Below are 17,150 nucleotides of genomic sequence, written 5' to 3'. Positions count from 1 at the left end.
GCTTCTTTCTCCTTTACATAAATATCTCTATTGAATATTTGGTTATAAATGCGGTTAAAATATGTTTATAAATGAACTATACATGATAGATACTCACAATAAAAACAAGCTGTGGATAAATGTTATTCTTAGGTGGTGGATAAAACTATCCACACATTATCAACAATTGTGGATAACATTTTGCATACACAAATTTATTTACAGAGTAAAACACAATAATCTTATCAAAAAAAACCAGGCAGTTCAAGATTTTTTCGAAGTTATCCACAAATTGCATAAATATACACAACGAACTTATCCACAACAAGTGAATTTGTGTAGAACCTGTCTATAAGTCTTGTGGATAATTTTGAGGGTGTAAAAAAGTGTCCACACTAGTTTTTGAGAGTGAGATAGTAGATTGTGGATAACTTACTAATAAAAAAACACTGCTAACTGGATCGCGATAAAATGTATTTTCTAAATAAGCATTGACAGAATGACTGGAATTTATATATAATATGCAAGACTGTCTGTAGTATTTTTTATAATAGACTTTCCAGGAGGTGTCATATAAATGAAACGCACATACCAACCGAAAAAACGTAAACATAGTAAAGTACATGGCTTCCGCGCACGTATGAGTTCTAAAAATGGTCGTAGAGTACTTGCTGCACGTCGCCGTAAAGGAAGAAAAGTATTATCAGCATAAGTCCACTGACCAACATCAGTGGTCTTTTTTTTCTTTATGGAGAAATTAGTGTTTAGTATTGTTGGTTTTTCTCCAAAACGGCCAAACTATTATGGTCAACTCCTTTTGCAAAGCTTTAAGAGGTAGGTCGTAAAAATATATCGTTTTGGAGGGAATCAACGATCAGTGTAATTGAAACCTTCATATAGAGAAGAAAGAACAATGAATAAGCAGGTGCAAAGATGAAAAAACGCCGCAGAATTAAAAAGAATGAAGATTTTCAAAAAGTATTTCGTAAAGGCAAGTCATTTGCGAATCGTCAATTTGTTGTCTACTGTTTACCAAAAGAAGGACAAGAAGAATTTCGCATTGGGCTATCCATTAATAAGAAAATAGGTAAGGCAGTCACTAGAAATCAAATCAAACGTTATATCCGTCAGAGTTTCTTCGAATTACAAGATGATTTGAGAAATGATATGGAATACGTGATCATCGCCAGACATCCGGCGGCCACTATAGATTTTCATGAAACGAAAAAGAGTTTACAGCATGTTTTAAAAATTGCGAAGGTTTTAAAAAGAAGTAGTAGAGAGTAATAGAAGGTGCATGATAAAATAGCTGATAGAAAATGAAAGTTATTTTAGGGGGATGAAGATTGAAGAAAAAACTTTGGATCATTCTCGCGCTTACTTCAATAACATTATTATTAACTGGGTGTACAGAATATAACCAACCAATTTATAGTGACACTGAAGGTTTTTGGAGCAAATATATCGTTTGGCCATTTGTAGCTTTCATAACGCTATTTAAAGGATTACTGGGTACGTATGCTTGGGGAATAGTTTGTGTAACAATCATTATTCGCTTAGCTATTTTACCGTTAATGATTAAACAGACAAAAAGTGCGAAGAAAATGCAAGAATTACAGCCTAAATTGGCGAAGTTAAAAGAGAAATACAGCTCCAAAGATGCAGTAACTCAGAAAAAGTATCAAGAAGAAATGATGAAATTAATGAGCGAATCTGGTGCTAATCCAGCAGCTGGATGCTTACCAGTGCTGATTCAAATGCCAATTCTAGTTGGTTTCTATCACGCAATTAGTCGTATGAACTCGACACCAGAAATTAACTTGGGCGACTTTTTCATGTTCCCATTAGCAGAATCGAGTATTGTACTCGCTGTTCTAGCAGGTATCATGCAGTTTATTGTTCTACGTACTGGCCCAGCGATGGATAATCCTCAAATGCGAATTATGATGTACATCATGCCATTTATGATTATTGGATTAGGTAGTTATTTACCTGCCGCTTTATCTCTTTACTGGGTAATTGGTAATATTATTACATTCATACAAAATCTTGTTATGTATAAGCCGTGGAACAAAACAACAAAACCTGCAAAAACAGGAGGGGCCAAAAAGTGAAACAGATTACGCAAATGGGAGCAACCGTAGAAGAAGCGATCTCTATAGCGTTAAAAGAGCTTGACCTTACCCGAGAGCAAGTAGATATTGAAATACTTCAAGAAGGTAAAAAGGGTTTTTTAGGTTTTGGTTCACGTAAAGCAAATGTACGCGTAACTGAAAAACAACTTGAGAAATCGGATCAAGAGCAACAATCTGTGCAACAGGCAATGGTAGAAGTGAGTGAAATTGAATCATCAGAAGCAGTAGCGCTTATTTCGAAAAGTGAAGTAGAAAATATACAAGAATCGACAACTGAAAACTTACAAGAACTATCACCTTTGGAAGTTGAAGAAAATGAATTAATAGATGAGAAACGTAACGATAACACAGTAGCTATTGAGCATGCAGTCACTTATTTAACAGATATAGCTAAGCAGTTAGATATCAATGACTTAACTATCGGTGTTGAAGAAAAGGGTAAAATTATTAATATTAGTTTAGAGAGCAAGAAGGCAGCATTACTAATTGGTAAACGTGGCCAAACGCTAAACTCCCTACAAGAATTGACACAATTAGTTGTTCATCAATACGCAAAGCGATTCGTCTTAGTAAAATTAGACGTAGAAAATTATCGCAAGCGTCGCCAAGAATCATTGGAACAGCTAGCAAATCGTATGGCAGATAAGGCCGTTCATACAGGGAAAAAGATTGAGTTAGAGCCAATGCCTTCGAATGAGCGAAAAATTATCCATCATATTCTTGCCAATCGAATTGATATCGAGACGTATTCCGTTGGATCGGATACCAAACGCTATTTAGTTATTGAACCAATTCGATAAATGAAATATTCTGTTAAAGCCCAGCTCATTTTAAATGAGCTGGGCTTTTGTTTGTTTTAATGGATAATTTTAGTTGGTTAGCCTTTATCCATTTGATAAATAATAAATTTACGAATGAAAAATGGTTGTTTTTTCATTAAATAGAGCTATCTAGCTTCAGGAGCTAATGTTTGGGGAGTTTCGCAGTTAAACGAGCACCCTAAGCTAACAGGACGTTGGTATTGGAACCGTTATGACACGACGTGGCGAACTTAGGTGGCTATCCTCAATTCTCAAAAAAAGTTGGAAAGTTTTTTGATTAGAAGATTCAAGTACTTGTAGAGCTTAACGAGTGCCTGTAGCATTCAAAAAAAGTAATACGGCTTTAGGTGCTAGCTACTTGGGGCTTTTTAACGGAAGGGTAAATTCAAAGAGCGATTTTGGCTTCCGCCTACCAATGACCTTGTCGCTAAGCGGACGCCTTCTGCATTTAAAAAAAGTTGTCCACAATTCTACTTTTCGAGCTTTTATGCTATTATTGTATGTTAGAGAGTTAGTTCGTTTTCAGGTTATCCACATGTGGATAATTTTTAATTTTTTAGGAGGTATTATCTATGGAGTTCGATACAATTGCGGCTATCTCAACGCCAATGGGTGAAGGGGCAATTGCCATTGTCCGTTTGAGTGGAGATGATGCTGTTGCCATTGCAGATCGTGTGTTTCATGCACCGAATCGGAAAAAGTTATCCACACAGCCGTCACATACTATTCATTATGGACATTTAAAGGAGCCTGAATCAGGTGAGGTAGTAGAGGAAGTTATGCTATCGATGATGAAAGGACCAAAAACATTTACACGTGAAGATGTAGTAGAAATTAACTGTCATGGTGGAATAGTTTCAGTGAATCGAGTACTGCAATTAGTATTGAAGAATGGTGCGCGATTAGCTGAGCCTGGTGAATTTACAAAGAGAGCATTCTTAAATGGCCGAATCGATTTATCCCAAGCAGAAGCTGTAATGGATTTGATTCGTGCAAAAACAGACCGTGCGATGAATGTAGCGCTTGGTCAAATGGACGGGAAATTATCACGATTAATCGGTGAACTTAGACAAGCACTATTAGAAACTTTAGCGCAAGTAGAAGTGAACATAGATTATCCAGAATATGACGATGTTGAAGAAATGACAATTCCACTTATGCTCGAAAAGTCTACATGGGTAATGAAAGAAATCGAGAAACTTTTACAAACATCTTCTCAGGGCAAAATTTTGCGTGAGGGCCTTTCAACTGTTATACTAGGTCGTCCGAATGTCGGCAAATCATCACTATTAAATAGCCTTGTACAAGAAAATAAAGCAATCGTTACAGACGTTGCTGGTACAACGCGTGATATTATAGAAGAGTACGTAAATGTAAGAGGTGTTCCATTACGGTTGGTCGATACTGCAGGTATTCGCGAGACCGAGGATATCGTTGAGCGCATCGGTGTTGAACGCTCTAGGCAAGTATTGAAAGAAGCAGATTTAATTCTGCTGGTTGTGAATTATGGAGATGAACTTACTGAGGAAGATGAACGTCTTTTCGAAACGATTCAAAATATGGACTATATAGTCGTTGTTAATAAAACAGATTTGTCACAACAGATCGACTTAGCTCGTGTACAAGCATTAGCGGGCAATCGCAAAGTGGTGACAACATCACTACTTAAAGAAGAAGGTGTCACAGAGCTTGAGGAAGCAATTGCGGCATTATTCTTTGAAGGATCATTGGAAGCTGGAGATATGACATATGTATCAAATGCACGGCATATCGCTTTACTACACCAAGCGCATTCAACGATTAAGGATGCTATTGAAGCAGCTCACGCGGGTGTACCTGTCGATATGATTCAAATCGATGTCACTAGAACATGGGAACTTCTTGGTGAAATTATTGGAGATACCGTGCAAGAAAGCTTAATCAATCAGCTATTTTCACAATTCTGTTTAGGGAAATAAACTTAAATATAGAAAGGAAGTAACGAGCATGCCAACAAAATTTGAAGCAGGCACGTTCGATGTGATTGTAATTGGAGCAGGTCATGCAGGAGTAGAAGCTGCATATGCTGCGTCAAGAATGGGTGCAAAAACACTTATGTTAACAATCAATCTTGATATGATCGCCTTTATGCCATGTAATCCTTCAGTAGGTGGCCCGGCTAAAGGGATTGTTGTACGCGAAATTGACGCATTAGGCGGTGCGATGAGTAAAATTATCGATAAAACACATATCCAAATGCGTATGTTAAATACAGGTAAAGGTCCTGCAGTACGTGCTCTACGCGCACAAGCAGATAAAGTACTTTACCAACAAGAAATGAAAAAGTTACTAGAAGACGAAGAAAATCTTACAATTCACCAAGCAATGGTAGATGAATTAATCGTTGAAGATGGTGAAGTAAAAGGTATCGTTACGCAAGTTGGTGCTGTTTATCATGCAAAAACAGTTATTGTTACAACAGGTACATTCCTACGTGGTGAAATCATTATTGGTGACTTGAAGTATTCAAGTGGTCCAAATAACCAACAGCCATCTATTAAATTAGCAGATAATCTAAAAGAACTTGGCTTTGAGTTAGTACGCTTTAAAACAGGTACACCACCACGTGTTAACAGCAAAACAATTGATTACAGTAAAACTGAAATTCAGCCTGGTGATACAGAGCCTCGTGCATTTAGTTATGAAACGACTGAATATATTACAGATCAACTACCATGTTGGCTGACATATACAAGTGAAGAAACACATGAAATCATTAATGATAATCTTCATTTATCTCCAATGTATTCAGGGATGATTAAAGGTACGGGCCCACGTTATTGCCCATCGATTGAAGATAAGGTTGTTCGTTTTAGTGATAAGCCTCGTCATCAATTATTCTTAGAACCAGAAGGTCGTAATACACGTGAAGTGTATGTTCAAGGGTTATCAACAAGCTTACCTGAACATGTACAACGCAAACTGTTGGAATCGGTGCCAGGTCTAGAAAAGGCAGAAATGATGAGAGCAGGTTACGCAATCGAATACGATGCAATTGTGCCAACACAATTATGGCCAACACTAGAAACTAAACGCATTGCAAACTTATATACAGCTGGACAAATTAACGGTACTTCAGGTTATGAAGAAGCTGCTGGACAAGGTCTAATGGCTGGAATTAACGCTGCTGCTAAAGCGCTTAGTAAAGAAGAGATGATTCTAGGACGTGCAGATGCATATATAGGTGTGTTAATCGATGACCTTGTAACAAAAGGAACAAACGAACCATATCGTCTATTAACATCTCGTGCAGAATACCGATTATTACTACGTCATGACAATGCGGATATGCGTTTATCTGATCGTGCTTATGAAGCAGGTTTAATTACTCAAGAACGTTATGATAGATTTAATATAAAACGTCAAAAAGTAGACAATGAAATTAAACGTCTTCGTGATACAATTTTAAAACCGGATGCTAAAACACAAGGTTTATTACGTGATTTAGGTAGTAGTGAATTAAAAGATGGTATCCGTGCAGCTGATCTATTAAAACGACCAGAAATGACGTATGAATTATTGTCAGCATTAACTGAGTCACCTGTTGAGTTATCAACAGAGGAAAAAGAGCAAATCGAAATTCAGGTAAAATATGAAGGTTATATTGAAAAAGCACTTCAACAAGTAGATAAGCTTAAAAAAATGGAAGACAAAAAAATTCCGGAGAACATTGATTATGAAGCAATTTCAGGAATTGCAACTGAAGCAAAACAAAAATTAAAACAAGTAAGACCACTATCTGTTGCGCAGGCATCACGTATTTCGGGTGTAAACCCGGCTGACATTTCAATTTTACTAGTGTATATTGAACATGGTAGAATAGCGAAATTAGCGAGCAACGATTAATATGATAAAACCAACAGTGGCACTACATGGAAGGGGAAAATCATGAACGAAGAACAGTTTGTGCAGGCTTTAAAAGAACAAGGAATTGAGTTATCAGAGGGACAGTTAAAACAATTTCATACTTATTTTGAACTATTAGTTGAATGGAATGAGAAAATGAACTTAACTGCAATTACTGACCAGCCATCTGTTTATTTAAAGCATTTCTACGATTCTATTAGTGCTACTTTTTATATGGATTTCGATAAAGTGCAATCGATATGTGATGTAGGAGCAGGTGCAGGTTTTCCGAGTATTCCGATTAAAATCTGTTTCCCACATTTACAAGTGACAATTGTAGATTCATTAAATAAACGTATTCAATTTTTAACACATTTAAGTGAACAGCTAAATTTAGATCATGTGGAATTTGTTCATTCACGTGCAGAGGATTTTGGTCAAAATCCGAAATATAGAGAACAATTTGATCTTGTGACAGCTCGTGCAGTCGCTAGATTATCAGTACTTTCTGAGTTATGTATACCGCTTGTGAAAACAAACGGCCATTTTGTTGCGATGAAAGCAGCAAGTGGTGATGAAGAGATGAAGGATGCAAAAAAGGCATTAACAGTATTAGGTGCTAAATTAGTAGATAGCTATTCATTCTTATTACCAATAGAAGATAGTGAACGTTCTATTTTTATTTTTAATAAAACAAAAAATACACCGAAGAAGTATCCACGTAAGCCAGGTGTACCAAACAAATCACCAATCCAATAATTGTTTCGTTCCACGTGAAACATAAAAGGGTTCTTACGTTTTTTATAGAAAATAACTATAATGATATGTAGAAGTTACTTATTGCACAATGATAGTCAAAATATAAATAGTTCTCTCCACCTTCTAACGGGCTTTTACCTATGATATTAGATGGAGAATGCTTGGAAATATCGTTAAAGGTGGTGCCAAGGGATGAAAAGTACTTTTTCACGTTTTTTTGGAAGTGGTGAGAAAGTAGAACACGACTCGAAAAATGAGGTAGAAAGTGCGGAATCGGTTGTTAAACTCCTTATTGATGAGATCCAGCCGAATCGTTATCAGCCACGTACAATTTTCGATGATTCGAAGATTGAAGAGCTTGCACGAACAATCCGTACACACGGTGTAATTCAACCAATCGTCGTTCGAAAAATGGAAGAAGGTCATTACGAAATAATTGCCGGTGAGCGTCGTTATCGCGCGATGAAAATGCTAGAGTGGACAGAAGTGCCCGCAATCGTCCGTGAAATGAATGACAAAGAAACAGCTTCAGTGGCGTTAATTGAAAACTTACAACGTGAAGAACTTACATCAATTGAGGAAGCACAGGCTTACCTAAAATTATTAGAACTTCATGGTTTAACACAAGAAGCACTTGCCCAAAGGCTTGGTAAAGGTCAGTCAACAATAGCTAATAAAATCCGCTTATTAAAGTTACCTGAAGAAATCCAAATGGCTATTTTAAAAAGGGAAATTTCAGAACGTCACGCACGTGCTTTGGTACCTGTTAAAGATAAGGAATTACAATTAGCGTTGTTACAAGAAATAATCGACAATGATTATAATGTACGACAGTTAGAGCAAAGAATTGATGGAATTCTAAATCCTGCTGAAAAGCCAAAGAAAAATAAACCAACCCGTAAAGCAATTAGTAAAGACATTCGTATTGCATTAAATACCATTCGACAATCACTTACGATGGTTACAAAAACAGGTATTAATGTAGAAGCCGAAGAAGAAGAACATGATGAGTTTTATCAAATCACTGTGAAGATACCGAAAAAGAAATCATAATTTCATCTATTTTAAACTCTTGTCTAGTATTTAAGACAAGAGTTTTTTTATATATATTTCTTTTATAATAAGAGCCTATTGTACTTTTTTTTGATAGAATGAAAATTAGGTATTCAAATTAATTTAATATTGCCTATTTTTATAAAATTGATTTTGGAAAGCAGGTGCACATGTGGGTAAAACAATTGCAATCGCTAACCAGAAAGGCGGCGTAGGAAAAACTACAACATCAGTTAATCTTAGCGCTTGCCTCGCCCATTTAGGTAAAAAAGTATTAATGATTGATACAGACCCTCAAGGAAATGCAACGAGTGGAGTTGGGGTTAACAAAGGTGAAGTACATAAATGTATTTATGATGTGCTAATTGATGACGAACCAATTAAAGATGTCATTCGAGAAACAAAAGTAGAAAATTTATATATAGTACCTGCTACAATTGCGTTAGCGGGGGCTGAAATAGAACTAGTATCAACAATTTCAAGAGAAGTACGGTTAAAACATGCAATTGAAGATATAAAAAACGACTATGATTACATCGTAATTGACTGTCCACCATCTCTTGGATTGTTAACAATTAATTCATTAACAGCATCTGATTCAATTTTGATTCCTGTACAATGTGAATATTACGCTTTAGAAGGATTAAGTCAGCTATTATCAACTGTCCGGTTAGTACAGAAGCATTTAAATCATCAACTAACAATTGAGGGTGTTTTATTGACGATGCTTGACGCACGTACGAATCTGGGTCTTCAAGTAATAGAAGAAGTGAAAAAATATTTTCAAGATAAAGTGTTTAAAACGGTTATCCCACGTAATGTCCGTTTAAGTGAAGCGCCAAGTCACGGGGAACCAATTATTGTATATGATGCAAAATCGCGTGGGGCAGAAGGATATTTAGAGCTTGCAAGGGAAGTGATTAAAAATGGCTAAAGGTCTAGGAAAAGGAATTAACGCATTATTCCCAGGTGAATCTTTATCTAGTAATGAAACAATTGAGCATTTGGCATTAACAGATTTACGAGCAAATCCATATCAACCTCGGAAAATTTTTGATGAGTCTGCAATCGAGGAATTGGCCATATCCATTAAAGAACATGGAGTTTTGCAACCAATTATTGCACGCAAACGAGTTAACTTTTATGAAATTGTTGTTGGTGAAAGACGATTTAGAGCTTCCAAACTTGCGGGGTTAACAGAAATTCCGGTTGTTGTCCGAGAGATGGACGATCAACAGATGATGGAGTTAGCAATTCTTGAGAATTTACAACGTGAAGATTTAACCCCAATTGAAGAGGCTGAGGCTTATACAAATCTAATGGATAACTTAAACTTAACGCAGGAACAATTAGCAGCTCGTTTAGGGAAAAGTCGTCCACATATTGCGAACCATGTCCGGTTGTTAGCATTGCCGGAAGATGTGCGTATTCTTTTATCAGAAGGTAAAATCACAATGGGTCATGGTCGTGCATTACTGGGATTGAAAAGAAGAAAATTAATATCACAAGTAACTGAAAAAGTGTTAACTCAGCATTTGAACGTTCGTCAGTTAGAGGCATTAGTACAATCTATGAATGACAATGTTTCACGTGAAACAAAGAAGAAAGTGAAAAAGGATATTTTCATTGCCGAAAAGGAATCACAGTTACGTGATTATTTTGGTACGAACGTGACAATTAAGGAATCGAAAAATAAGGGGAAAATTGAAATTGAATTTTTCTCTGCTGATGATTTAGAACGTATATTAGAATTACTCGAAGATTGAGAGGATTTCACTTGGTTCTATTAGGTACGGCAATAAACGCAGTGTTGATTGTAATTGGCACGTTAATTGGTAGATTGTTACAGAGAATACCCGATAACACTAAAGAGACAGTGATGAGTATTATAGGTCTAGCTGTCGCAGTGTTGGGCATTCAAATGGGCATACAAAGTGAGAATTTTATCATCGTCATTGTTAGCCTTGTATTTGGTGCTATTCTAGGAGAATGGATTGATCTAGATAAGCAATTAAACCGTCTAGGTCAGTTTCTTGAGAGAAAACTAGGAAACAAGGCTAAAGATGGGAATATTTCACAAGGTTTTGTTAACGCTACTCTTATTTTTGTTATTGGTTCCATGGCTATAATAGGTGCGTTAGATAGTGGGCTACGTGATGATCATTCTGTTTTAATAACAAAAGGTATTATTGATGGTTTTACAGCAGTAATTTTAGCTTCGACACTAGGGATAGGAGTTATTTTATCTGCTGTTCCGGTATTTTTGTATCAAGGTATTATTGCTGTTTTTGCAGGACAAATTAGTCGGTTCATACCTGATGCTGCACTACAAATGTTCATTCAAGAAATGACCGCGACAGGTGGTATTATGATTCTTGCAATAGGTCTTAATTTAGTAGGCTTAACGAAAATCCGCGTGGCCAATTTACTTCCGGGAATACTCATTGTGGCCATCGCGGTTATGTTCATGTACCTTTTTTAAAGAATAACGACTCCATGCTAAAAATAATGCGCGGGAAATTTGCTGGCTCATTTCGTACGTAACATGTAGGCGAGTGTTTTGTAAAACTGCATGCTCCATAAATCCTCCAATATTGACTATGCCTTTTATAGACATATCGCCAATAGGGGGGAGCTCCTTCTTCACAGCTTTGCCAGGCAGTAAAGGTCCCTCATGTACAATAATTTCCCCAATGCGTTGCTGTGAACCAAGACAAGCATCAATGGCAACTACAAACGGCTGTATTTCATGGGTAGATAAATTATCAACTGTATCTGTTAGATTCAGTGCATGAAGGGGTTTTTCCAAAGTCCCTATAATTTCATAAGGAAATGAAACATACTGATTTAAAAAACTGCCGGCTAATGGTCCGAGTGAGTCTCCAGTAGAGCGATCGGTTCCAATACAGCAAAATACAAGATTTTCGTGATGAAATGGTATATGCTCTAAAAGGAAAGAGCTCAACCTCCAAATGGCACCTGATTCTTTATAATGAAGAACATGTGAAAATGGTTGATTCGAAGTTATAAGCATCCAGAATCTCTCTTTCTTTTTTCAGCATTATACGCATAACGAGAATTTTTTATGCAAGAGGAGCGGCAAAATTGGAAAAAATGTATAAGAACTTTATGGCAGCTTTGACTAGTGAAGAAATGTGGATAGGTGTTGGTCTTGCAACAATAAAAATTACAGCAATCACGATATTATCAATGGTTGTTGTACGTGTAGCTAAAATAGCTATTCGTAAAGGATTTGAAATCCGTATGAAAGCGCCAGCCCCTTTACAACCAGCATCTGAAAGACGATATCGAACTATTTTGAGACTGGTACAAAGTATTGTTTCATATGTAGTTTATTTTTCGGCGATTTTAGCGATATTATCAGCTGTAAATATAGATGTTAAAGGACTTTTAGCAGGTGCCGGAATCGTAGGTTTAGCAGTCGGGTTTGGTGCACAAAGCTTAGTGAAAGACGTCATCACTGGATTCTTCATTATTTTTGAAGATCAGTTTGGTGTTGGTGACTATATTAAAATCACTTCAGTAGAAGGTACTGTACTCGAAATTGGGTTACGTACAACTAAAATTAAAGGTGCTGCAGGAGAGATTAATATTGTTCCAAATGGTTCAATCACTGATGTTGTAAACTATTCTATAAATAATTCAATTGCTATTATCGATGTAAGTGTTGCTTATAGCTCAGATATCGCAAAAGCAGAGCGCTTGATAGAGGAATATCTTAAAGAGCTACCAAAAAAACATGAAGAAATAACTGCGCCTCCTACTTTATTAGGCGTACAAAATGTCGTAGGTGCAGAAGTTTCTCTTCGTATTTCAGTGGAAACATTACCAATGCAACATTTTGCAATATCACGTATGGTTCGTCGTGATGTAAAAGAAATTTTTGATCGAAATCGTATCGAAATTCCTTATCCAAAAATGATGGTTTATGAAAGAGATAATAATCAAACATTTAACGAAGAAGGAGAAAGATGATGGAAGCAAAAAAGTTTGAGTTGGGCGACGTTGTAGAAATGAAAAAACAACATCCTTGTGGAACAAACGAGTGGAAAATTATCCGAATGGGTGCAGATATTCGGATTAAATGCGAAGGATGTCAGCATAGCGTGATGATTCCACGAAGAGACTTTGAAAAAAAGTTAAAGAAAATATTAATTCCTGCTAATCCTGTAACAGAAGAGCAAAATTAGACTTTTATTAGATGAGTCTCTATAATTAACAAGTCGTGTAAATATAATACTGTTTATGAAAAATTGAAAGGTTGTGAATAGAATGGCTTTAACAGCTGGCATCGTAGGTTTACCAAACGTAGGTAAATCAACATTGTTTAATGCAATTACAAAAGCAGGAGCAGAATCTGCAAACTATCCATTCTGTACGATTGATCCAAACGTAGGAATCGTTGAAGTACCAGATAATCGTCTACAAAAATTAACGGAATTAGTAGAGCCGAAGAAAACTGTGCCAACAGCTTTTGAATTTACTGATATTGCTGGTATCGTAAAAGGCGCTAGTAAAGGTGAAGGGCTTGGTAACAAGTTCTTAGCACACATTCGTGAAGTAGATGCAATTACACAAGTAGTTCGTTGTTTCGCTGACGATAATATCACACATGTATCAGGTAAAGTAGATCCAATCGAAGATATCGAAGTTATTAACCTTGAGTTAATTCTTGCAGATTTAGAAGCAGTTGAAAAACGCTTGTCTCGTGTTGAAAAATTAGCAAAACAAAAAGATAAAGATGCAATGGCAGAAGCACCGATTTTGACTCGCCTAAAAGAAACTTTTGAAGCTGAAAAACCGGGTCGCTCTATTGACTTTACTGAAGAAGAATTTAAAATCGTTAAAGGGTTCCACCTACTGACTGTGAAACCTATGCTATACGTAGCTAACGTTTCTGAAGATGAAGTAGCTAATGCTGACGACAATGAATATGTACAAAAAGTGCGCGAATATGCAAAAGCTGAAGGCGCAGAAGTAATTGTTATTTGTGCGAAAATCGAAGAAGAAATTGCAGAACTTGATGATGAAGAAAAAGCAATGTTCCTTGAAGAACTAGGAATCGAAGAATCTGGTTTAGACCAATTAATTCGTGCATCCTACAATCTACTTGGACTAGCAACTTACTTCACAGCAGGTGTACAAGAAGTACGTGCATGGACATTCCGTAAAGGGATGAAAGCACCACAATGCGCTGGTGTTATCCACTCTGACTTTGAACGTGGATTTATCCGTGCAGAAACAGTTGCTTACGAAGATTTAATGGCATATGGCTCAATGACTGCAGCCAAAGAAGCAGGTAAAGTACGTCAAGAAGGTAAAGAATACATCGTACAAGATGGCGATGTTATGTTATTCCGCTTCAACGTATAATATAAAATTAAAAGACAGTGCTGGATGTATCCGGCTCTGTCTTTTTTTATTTTAATATGTTTTGTTTTTGTACAAATATAATCTAGGTAAATCAGGGTCATCTTTTACCCAAAATGTATTTGGATATTTACGAAGTGCGAAATACATAGCAAAATCCCCAACAGCACCAGCAATTAACCAAGCTCCTAATACAACAAGCATCGTACTATTAAAGTAGAGACCAAAAACAGCAGGAATAACGCCGGTTGTCCAAAAAGGTAGTAGAAGTGCTTTTTTCATTGCCTTATTACAAATAGGCTCTTTCGTTGTTGCATAGGCAACACCCATTTTCAAATTCACACCGTAATCCAGTGAGTGAAAAGGTACTTTACCAAAAATCATAAAACCAATTAAATGAAAAATTTCATGTAACACAATTAAAATAATATAATATACGATAAATAATATAATACTTAAAAGTGAAAAATTTAGTTCAAATACTTGATGGATCCAACCATTTAGAATAATAAGTCCGATCATTAAGCTAAAAGTCATAATGATGTTTTGCCAAGCTATTTTCTTTAAATCTAGCTCAATAATTGAAGGTTTTTCGTGTTCTATCAAAATAATCACCTCTACGCTAAGTATAATGGAAATGACTTGGAAAAGTATAGGGATGAAGGTTGCTATATTCAAATTAATGTGCTACAATTCACTGATGTGAGTAATAAATTTACTTGCTCCTTGCCCACTGCAACTAGTCGGGCCAAAGTCCATAAGGAGGTGCTTATAGATGAAAAAGTACGAATTAATGTACATCATTCGCCCAAACATTGAAGAAGATGCGAAGAAGGCTCTTGTAGAACGCTTCAACGAAATCTTAACTTCAAACGGCGCTGAAGTCATCGAATCTAAAGAGTGGGGCAAACGCCGCTTAGCTTACGAAATCAATGATTTCCGTGAAGGTTTCTACCAAATCGTGAAAATCAACGCTGACGCTAAAGCTATCAACGAATACACTCGTCTTGCTAACATTAGCGAAGACATTATTCGCCACATTGCAGTTCGCGAAGAAGAAAAATAATCTAAATTTATAAAAATCGCAGATAAAGGAGGTTGTATTCTGATGATTAACCGAGTCGTATTAGTTGGAAGACTAACAAAAGATCCGGAACTTCGCTATACACCAAGTGGCGCAGCTGTTGCTCGCTTTACAATTGCTGTAAATAGAACATTTGCTAACCAACAAGGTGAAAAACAAGCGGACTTTATTAACTGTGTTGTTTGGCGTAAACAAGCTGAAAATACTGCTAACTTCTTGAAAAAAGGAAGTCTAGCGGGCATAGAAGGCCGTATCCAAACAGGTAGTTATGAAGGACAAGATGGTAAACGTGTTTACACAACTGAAGTTGTTGCAGATAGCGTGCAGTTCTTAGAGCCGCGCGGTGCTGCAGGAGATCGTCCACAAGGACAGCAACAGTACGGTGGACAACCATCATATGGTGGTGAACAATCGTACAGCCAAGCTCCACAACAAAACAACTATCAGCAACAACCATCTTATCAACAGAATCAATCACCTAGTCAGCAAAACTATACGCGTGTAGATGAAGATCCATTTGCTAACAACAATGGTGGTCCAATCGAAGTTTCTGAAGATGACTTACCATTCTAAGTAAAAATCCATTGCACGCAATATATACCAATATACTTAAGGAGGCGACAATACTATGGCACCACGTAGAGGAGGCCGCAAACGCCGTAAAGTTTGCTATTTCACTTCTAACAACATCAAACACATCGACTATAAAGATGTAGATTTGTTGAAAAAATTCATCTCTGAGCGCGGAAAAATTCTTCCACGCCGTGTAACTGGTACTAGCGCAAAATACCAACGTAAACTTACAGCTTCAATTAAAGTTTCTCGTATTATGGGCTTACTTCCATTCAGCACAGAAGAAAGATAATAACTTTCTAAAGACCGGGTAACCGGTCTTTTTTTTTTTTTACAAAAATAATACCTACATCAATCTAATTTATTTTATAGTAGTTAAACGAACTGCATAAAATATCTCCATTAAACACCTCATAATCCACAAAAGTATAGCCTAGTGCATTTTTGTTCATGAACATGAAACATGGTACAATAATAAGATGAAATAAAAGATAGTCTTTTGAAAAAAGGAAGGTTATAAATGCCTAAAAATAAAACGCAACAACTGACACAAGGGGCGATGATGGCCGTAATATTTACAGCCCTTTTAGCGATTACTTCATATATTCCTATATTATCTTTGGTAACAATATGGTTTATTTCTTTTCCAATTGCTTGGTATAGTACAATGTATGATCGCAAAGCATCAATGATAGTAGCTGTTGTTAGTATAGGAGTTTCTATACTTGTTACAGGTATAATGTCCCTGCCACTTGCTATTATTTTCTGCCTTGCAGGATTTTTAATTGGCGACACACTGCGTATGAAAAAAAGCAAAGTTTATTTATTTATGACTACAGGTATTAGTGTATTACTATCTATGGCGATTATGTATGTTATCTCGGTAAAATTATTCAATGTAGATAGTTTGAAGATTTTGATGGACATCGCCAGAGAAAGCTATGAAAGATCAAATGAATTAGCTAAGACTATGCCGGGTGTTAAAGCGTTGACTGCTGAACAGTTAGAGCAAATGTTTAATTTAGTAACTATGGTAATGCCGACTATGATTACGATGTCTGTATTCATAATCACTTTTATTATCATTACAGTTAATTTACCGTTATTAAAACGTTTTGGAATAACTGTTCCAAAATTTGCACCATTTAAAGACCTTCAATTGCCTAGATCGGTTTTATGGTACTATATGCTAGTTTTAATAGTGACATTATTTATAAAACCTGAAAGTGGCTCTTTCGCTGATATGGCTTTTTTGAATCTGTCATTTATACTGAGCACATTACTGCTGTTACAAGGGATTTCATTTATTCACTACTATATACATGAGCAAGAATGGCCTAAATGGGTTGCAATAATAAGTACTATTTTAGCGTTACCTCTATACTCGTTTGTTACGCTACTTGGTATTGTGGATTTAGGATTTAATATTCGTGCGCTTGTGACGGGAACGCCGAGAAAATAAGGAGCTGA

20 protein-coding genes are annotated in these 17,150 nt (G+C 36.4%); 18 read left to right on the top strand and 2 right to left on the bottom strand.

The genetic code is table 11. The annotated features are described in order from the left end of the window. Window positions 1–556: 556 nt before the first annotated feature. The 11 genes from rpmH to MHH98_RS21930 all read left to right on the top strand — a co-directional run bounded on the left by rpmH (window position 557) and on the right by MHH98_RS21930 (window position 11,114). Window positions 557–691 carry a 50S ribosomal protein L34 gene (gene rpmH, locus MHH98_RS21980; protein ID WP_036200974.1) on the top strand — a complete coding sequence of 45 codons (135 nt, stop codon included), beginning with the start codon at window positions 557–559 and terminating at the stop codon, window positions 689–691. 221 nt (window positions 692–912) lie between these two features. After that, entirely contained in the window at window positions 913–1,266 is a 354-nt protein-coding gene (gene rnpA / locus MHH98_RS21975; RefSeq protein WP_038178762.1) for a ribonuclease P protein component, read from the top strand. A 59-nt stretch (window positions 1,267–1,325) separates the two neighbouring features. Beyond that, window positions 1,326–2,093, top strand: a complete 768-nt coding sequence (gene yidC, locus MHH98_RS21970; protein WP_038178764.1) for a membrane protein insertase YidC — start codon at window positions 1,326–1,328, stop codon at window positions 2,091–2,093. After that, window positions 2,090–2,914, top strand: coding sequence for an RNA-binding cell elongation regulator Jag/EloR (jag, locus tag MHH98_RS21965; RefSeq protein WP_038178766.1), 825 nt, complete (start codon window positions 2,090–2,092; stop codon window positions 2,912–2,914). Before yidC ends, jag begins: the two co-directional genes overlap by 4 nt. A gap of 593 nt (window positions 2,915–3,507) precedes the next feature. After that, entirely contained in the window at window positions 3,508–4,893 is a 1,386-nt protein-coding gene (gene mnmE / locus MHH98_RS21960) for a tRNA uridine-5-carboxymethylaminomethyl(34) synthesis GTPase MnmE (RefSeq protein WP_038178768.1), read from the top strand. Between the two features lie 28 nt (window positions 4,894–4,921). Then, window positions 4,922–6,820: a tRNA uridine-5-carboxymethylaminomethyl(34) synthesis enzyme MnmG gene (gene mnmG / locus MHH98_RS21955; RefSeq protein WP_340713514.1), complete on the top strand. Its 1,899-nt coding sequence runs from the start codon at window positions 4,922–4,924 to the stop codon at window positions 6,818–6,820. 42 nt (window positions 6,821–6,862) lie between these two features. After that, on the top strand, window positions 6,863–7,579 hold the full coding sequence (gene rsmG, locus MHH98_RS21950) for a 16S rRNA (guanine(527)-N(7))-methyltransferase RsmG (protein WP_038178771.1): 717 nt from the start codon (window positions 6,863–6,865) through the stop codon (window positions 7,577–7,579). A gap of 192 nt (window positions 7,580–7,771) precedes the next feature. Continuing rightward, entirely contained in the window at window positions 7,772–8,632 is an 861-nt protein-coding gene (gene noc / locus MHH98_RS21945) for a nucleoid occlusion protein (protein ID WP_038178778.1), read from the top strand. A 172-nt stretch (window positions 8,633–8,804) separates the two neighbouring features. Next, window positions 8,805–9,566, top strand: coding sequence for a ParA family protein (locus MHH98_RS21940; protein WP_038178780.1), 762 nt, complete (start codon window positions 8,805–8,807; stop codon window positions 9,564–9,566). Further along, on the top strand, window positions 9,559–10,398 hold the full coding sequence (locus MHH98_RS21935; RefSeq protein WP_038178782.1) for a ParB/RepB/Spo0J family partition protein: 840 nt from the start codon (window positions 9,559–9,561) through the stop codon (window positions 10,396–10,398). Before MHH98_RS21940 ends, MHH98_RS21935 begins: the two co-directional genes overlap by 8 nt. An 11-nt stretch (window positions 10,399–10,409) precedes the next feature. Further along, window positions 10,410–11,114 (top strand): DUF554 domain-containing protein, encoded by a 705-nt coding sequence (locus MHH98_RS21930; protein ID WP_038178783.1) that lies wholly within the window; start codon window positions 10,410–10,412, stop codon window positions 11,112–11,114. Here MHH98_RS21930 and yyaC read toward each other — a convergent pair. Then, entirely contained in the window at window positions 11,058–11,666 is a 609-nt protein-coding gene (gene yyaC / locus MHH98_RS21925) for a spore protease YyaC (RefSeq protein ID WP_081729989.1), read from the bottom strand. The genes MHH98_RS21930 and yyaC overlap by 57 nt on opposite strands. A gap of 71 nt (window positions 11,667–11,737) precedes the next feature. Between yyaC and MHH98_RS21920 the strand changes: the two genes are divergently transcribed. From MHH98_RS21920 to ychF, 3 genes are all read left to right on the top strand, one after another. After that, complete coding sequence (locus tag MHH98_RS21920; RefSeq protein ID WP_412104671.1) at window positions 11,738–12,628, top strand: mechanosensitive ion channel family protein; 891 nt, start codon at window positions 11,738–11,740, stop codon at window positions 12,626–12,628. Next, window positions 12,628–12,843, top strand: a complete 216-nt coding sequence (locus MHH98_RS21915; protein WP_038178792.1) for a DUF951 domain-containing protein — start codon at window positions 12,628–12,630, stop codon at window positions 12,841–12,843. Before MHH98_RS21920 ends, MHH98_RS21915 begins: the two co-directional genes overlap by 1 nt. Before the next feature lie 82 nt (window positions 12,844–12,925). Continuing rightward, window positions 12,926–14,026, top strand: coding sequence for a redox-regulated ATPase YchF (gene ychF, locus MHH98_RS21910; RefSeq protein ID WP_038178794.1), 1,101 nt, complete (start codon window positions 12,926–12,928; stop codon window positions 14,024–14,026). A 51-nt stretch (window positions 14,027–14,077) separates the two neighbouring features. Here the strand turns inward: ychF and MHH98_RS21905 are convergent, their stop codons facing one another. After that, the gene (locus MHH98_RS21905; RefSeq protein ID WP_235175662.1) at window positions 14,078–14,629 is read right to left on the bottom strand and encodes a DUF3267 domain-containing protein; all 552 of its coding nucleotides are present in this window, start codon (window positions 14,627–14,629) and stop codon (window positions 14,078–14,080) included. Between the two features lie 169 nt (window positions 14,630–14,798). Here MHH98_RS21905 and rpsF point away from each other — a divergent pair, with 169 nt between their 5' ends. From rpsF to MHH98_RS21885, 4 genes are all read left to right on the top strand, one after another. Beyond that, window positions 14,799–15,089, top strand: coding sequence for a 30S ribosomal protein S6 (rpsF, locus tag MHH98_RS21900; RefSeq protein ID WP_038178796.1), 291 nt, complete (start codon window positions 14,799–14,801; stop codon window positions 15,087–15,089). Between the two features lie 42 nt (window positions 15,090–15,131). Further along, window positions 15,132–15,680 carry a single-stranded DNA-binding protein gene (gene ssb / locus MHH98_RS21895; protein WP_038178798.1) on the top strand — a complete coding sequence of 183 codons (549 nt, stop codon included), beginning with the start codon at window positions 15,132–15,134 and terminating at the stop codon, window positions 15,678–15,680. A gap of 55 nt (window positions 15,681–15,735) precedes the next feature. Next, a complete protein-coding gene (gene rpsR, locus MHH98_RS21890; RefSeq protein ID WP_038178800.1) occupies window positions 15,736–15,972 on the top strand; it encodes a 30S ribosomal protein S18 in 237 nt (78 codons plus the stop codon). Window positions 15,973–16,200: 228 nt separating this feature from the next. After that, window positions 16,201–17,142 carry a YybS family protein gene (locus MHH98_RS21885; RefSeq protein WP_038178802.1) on the top strand — a complete coding sequence of 314 codons (942 nt, stop codon included), beginning with the start codon at window positions 16,201–16,203 and terminating at the stop codon, window positions 17,140–17,142. Window positions 17,143–17,150: the final 8 nt, after the last annotated feature.

This window comes from Viridibacillus sp. FSL H8-0110 (assembly GCF_038003565.1).
Classification (GTDB): Bacteria; Bacillota; Bacilli; order Bacillales_A; family Planococcaceae; genus Viridibacillus; species Viridibacillus arenosi.
Note: the sequence above shows the minus strand (reverse complement) of the source record. Positions and strands in the feature narration are given on the sequence as shown.

Bases quoted from the DNA above. Each gene is read 5' to 3' on its own strand.
- rpmH (WP_036200974.1), top strand. From the start codon at position 557: ATGAAACGCACATACCAACCGAAAAAACGTAAACATAGTAAAGTACAT.
- rnpA (WP_038178762.1), top strand. From the start codon at position 913: ATGAAAAAACGCCGCAGAATTAAAAAGAATGAAGATTTTCAAAAAGTA.
- mnmE (WP_038178768.1), top strand. From the start codon at position 3,508: ATGGAGTTCGATACAATTGCGGCTATCTCAACGCCAATGGGTGAAGGG.
- mnmG (WP_340713514.1), top strand. From the start codon at position 4,922: ATGCCAACAAAATTTGAAGCAGGCACGTTCGATGTGATTGTAATTGGA.
- rsmG (WP_038178771.1), top strand. From the start codon at position 6,863: ATGAACGAAGAACAGTTTGTGCAGGCTTTAAAAGAACAAGGAATTGAG.
- noc (WP_038178778.1), top strand. From the start codon at position 7,772: ATGAAAAGTACTTTTTCACGTTTTTTTGGAAGTGGTGAGAAAGTAGAA.
- MHH98_RS21935 (WP_038178782.1), top strand. From the start codon at position 9,559: ATGGCTAAAGGTCTAGGAAAAGGAATTAACGCATTATTCCCAGGTGAA.
- yyaC (WP_081729989.1), bottom strand. From the start codon at position 11,666: ATGCTTATAACTTCGAATCAACCATTTTCACATGTTCTTCATTATAAA.
- MHH98_RS21915 (WP_038178792.1), top strand. From the start codon at position 12,628: ATGGAAGCAAAAAAGTTTGAGTTGGGCGACGTTGTAGAAATGAAAAAA.
- ychF (WP_038178794.1), top strand. From the start codon at position 12,926: ATGGCTTTAACAGCTGGCATCGTAGGTTTACCAAACGTAGGTAAATCA.
- rpsF (WP_038178796.1), top strand. From the start codon at position 14,799: ATGAAAAAGTACGAATTAATGTACATCATTCGCCCAAACATTGAAGAA.
- ssb (WP_038178798.1), top strand. From the start codon at position 15,132: ATGATTAACCGAGTCGTATTAGTTGGAAGACTAACAAAAGATCCGGAA.
- rpsR (WP_038178800.1), top strand. From the start codon at position 15,736: ATGGCACCACGTAGAGGAGGCCGCAAACGCCGTAAAGTTTGCTATTTC.
- MHH98_RS21885 (WP_038178802.1), top strand. From the start codon at position 16,201: ATGCCTAAAAATAAAACGCAACAACTGACACAAGGGGCGATGATGGCC.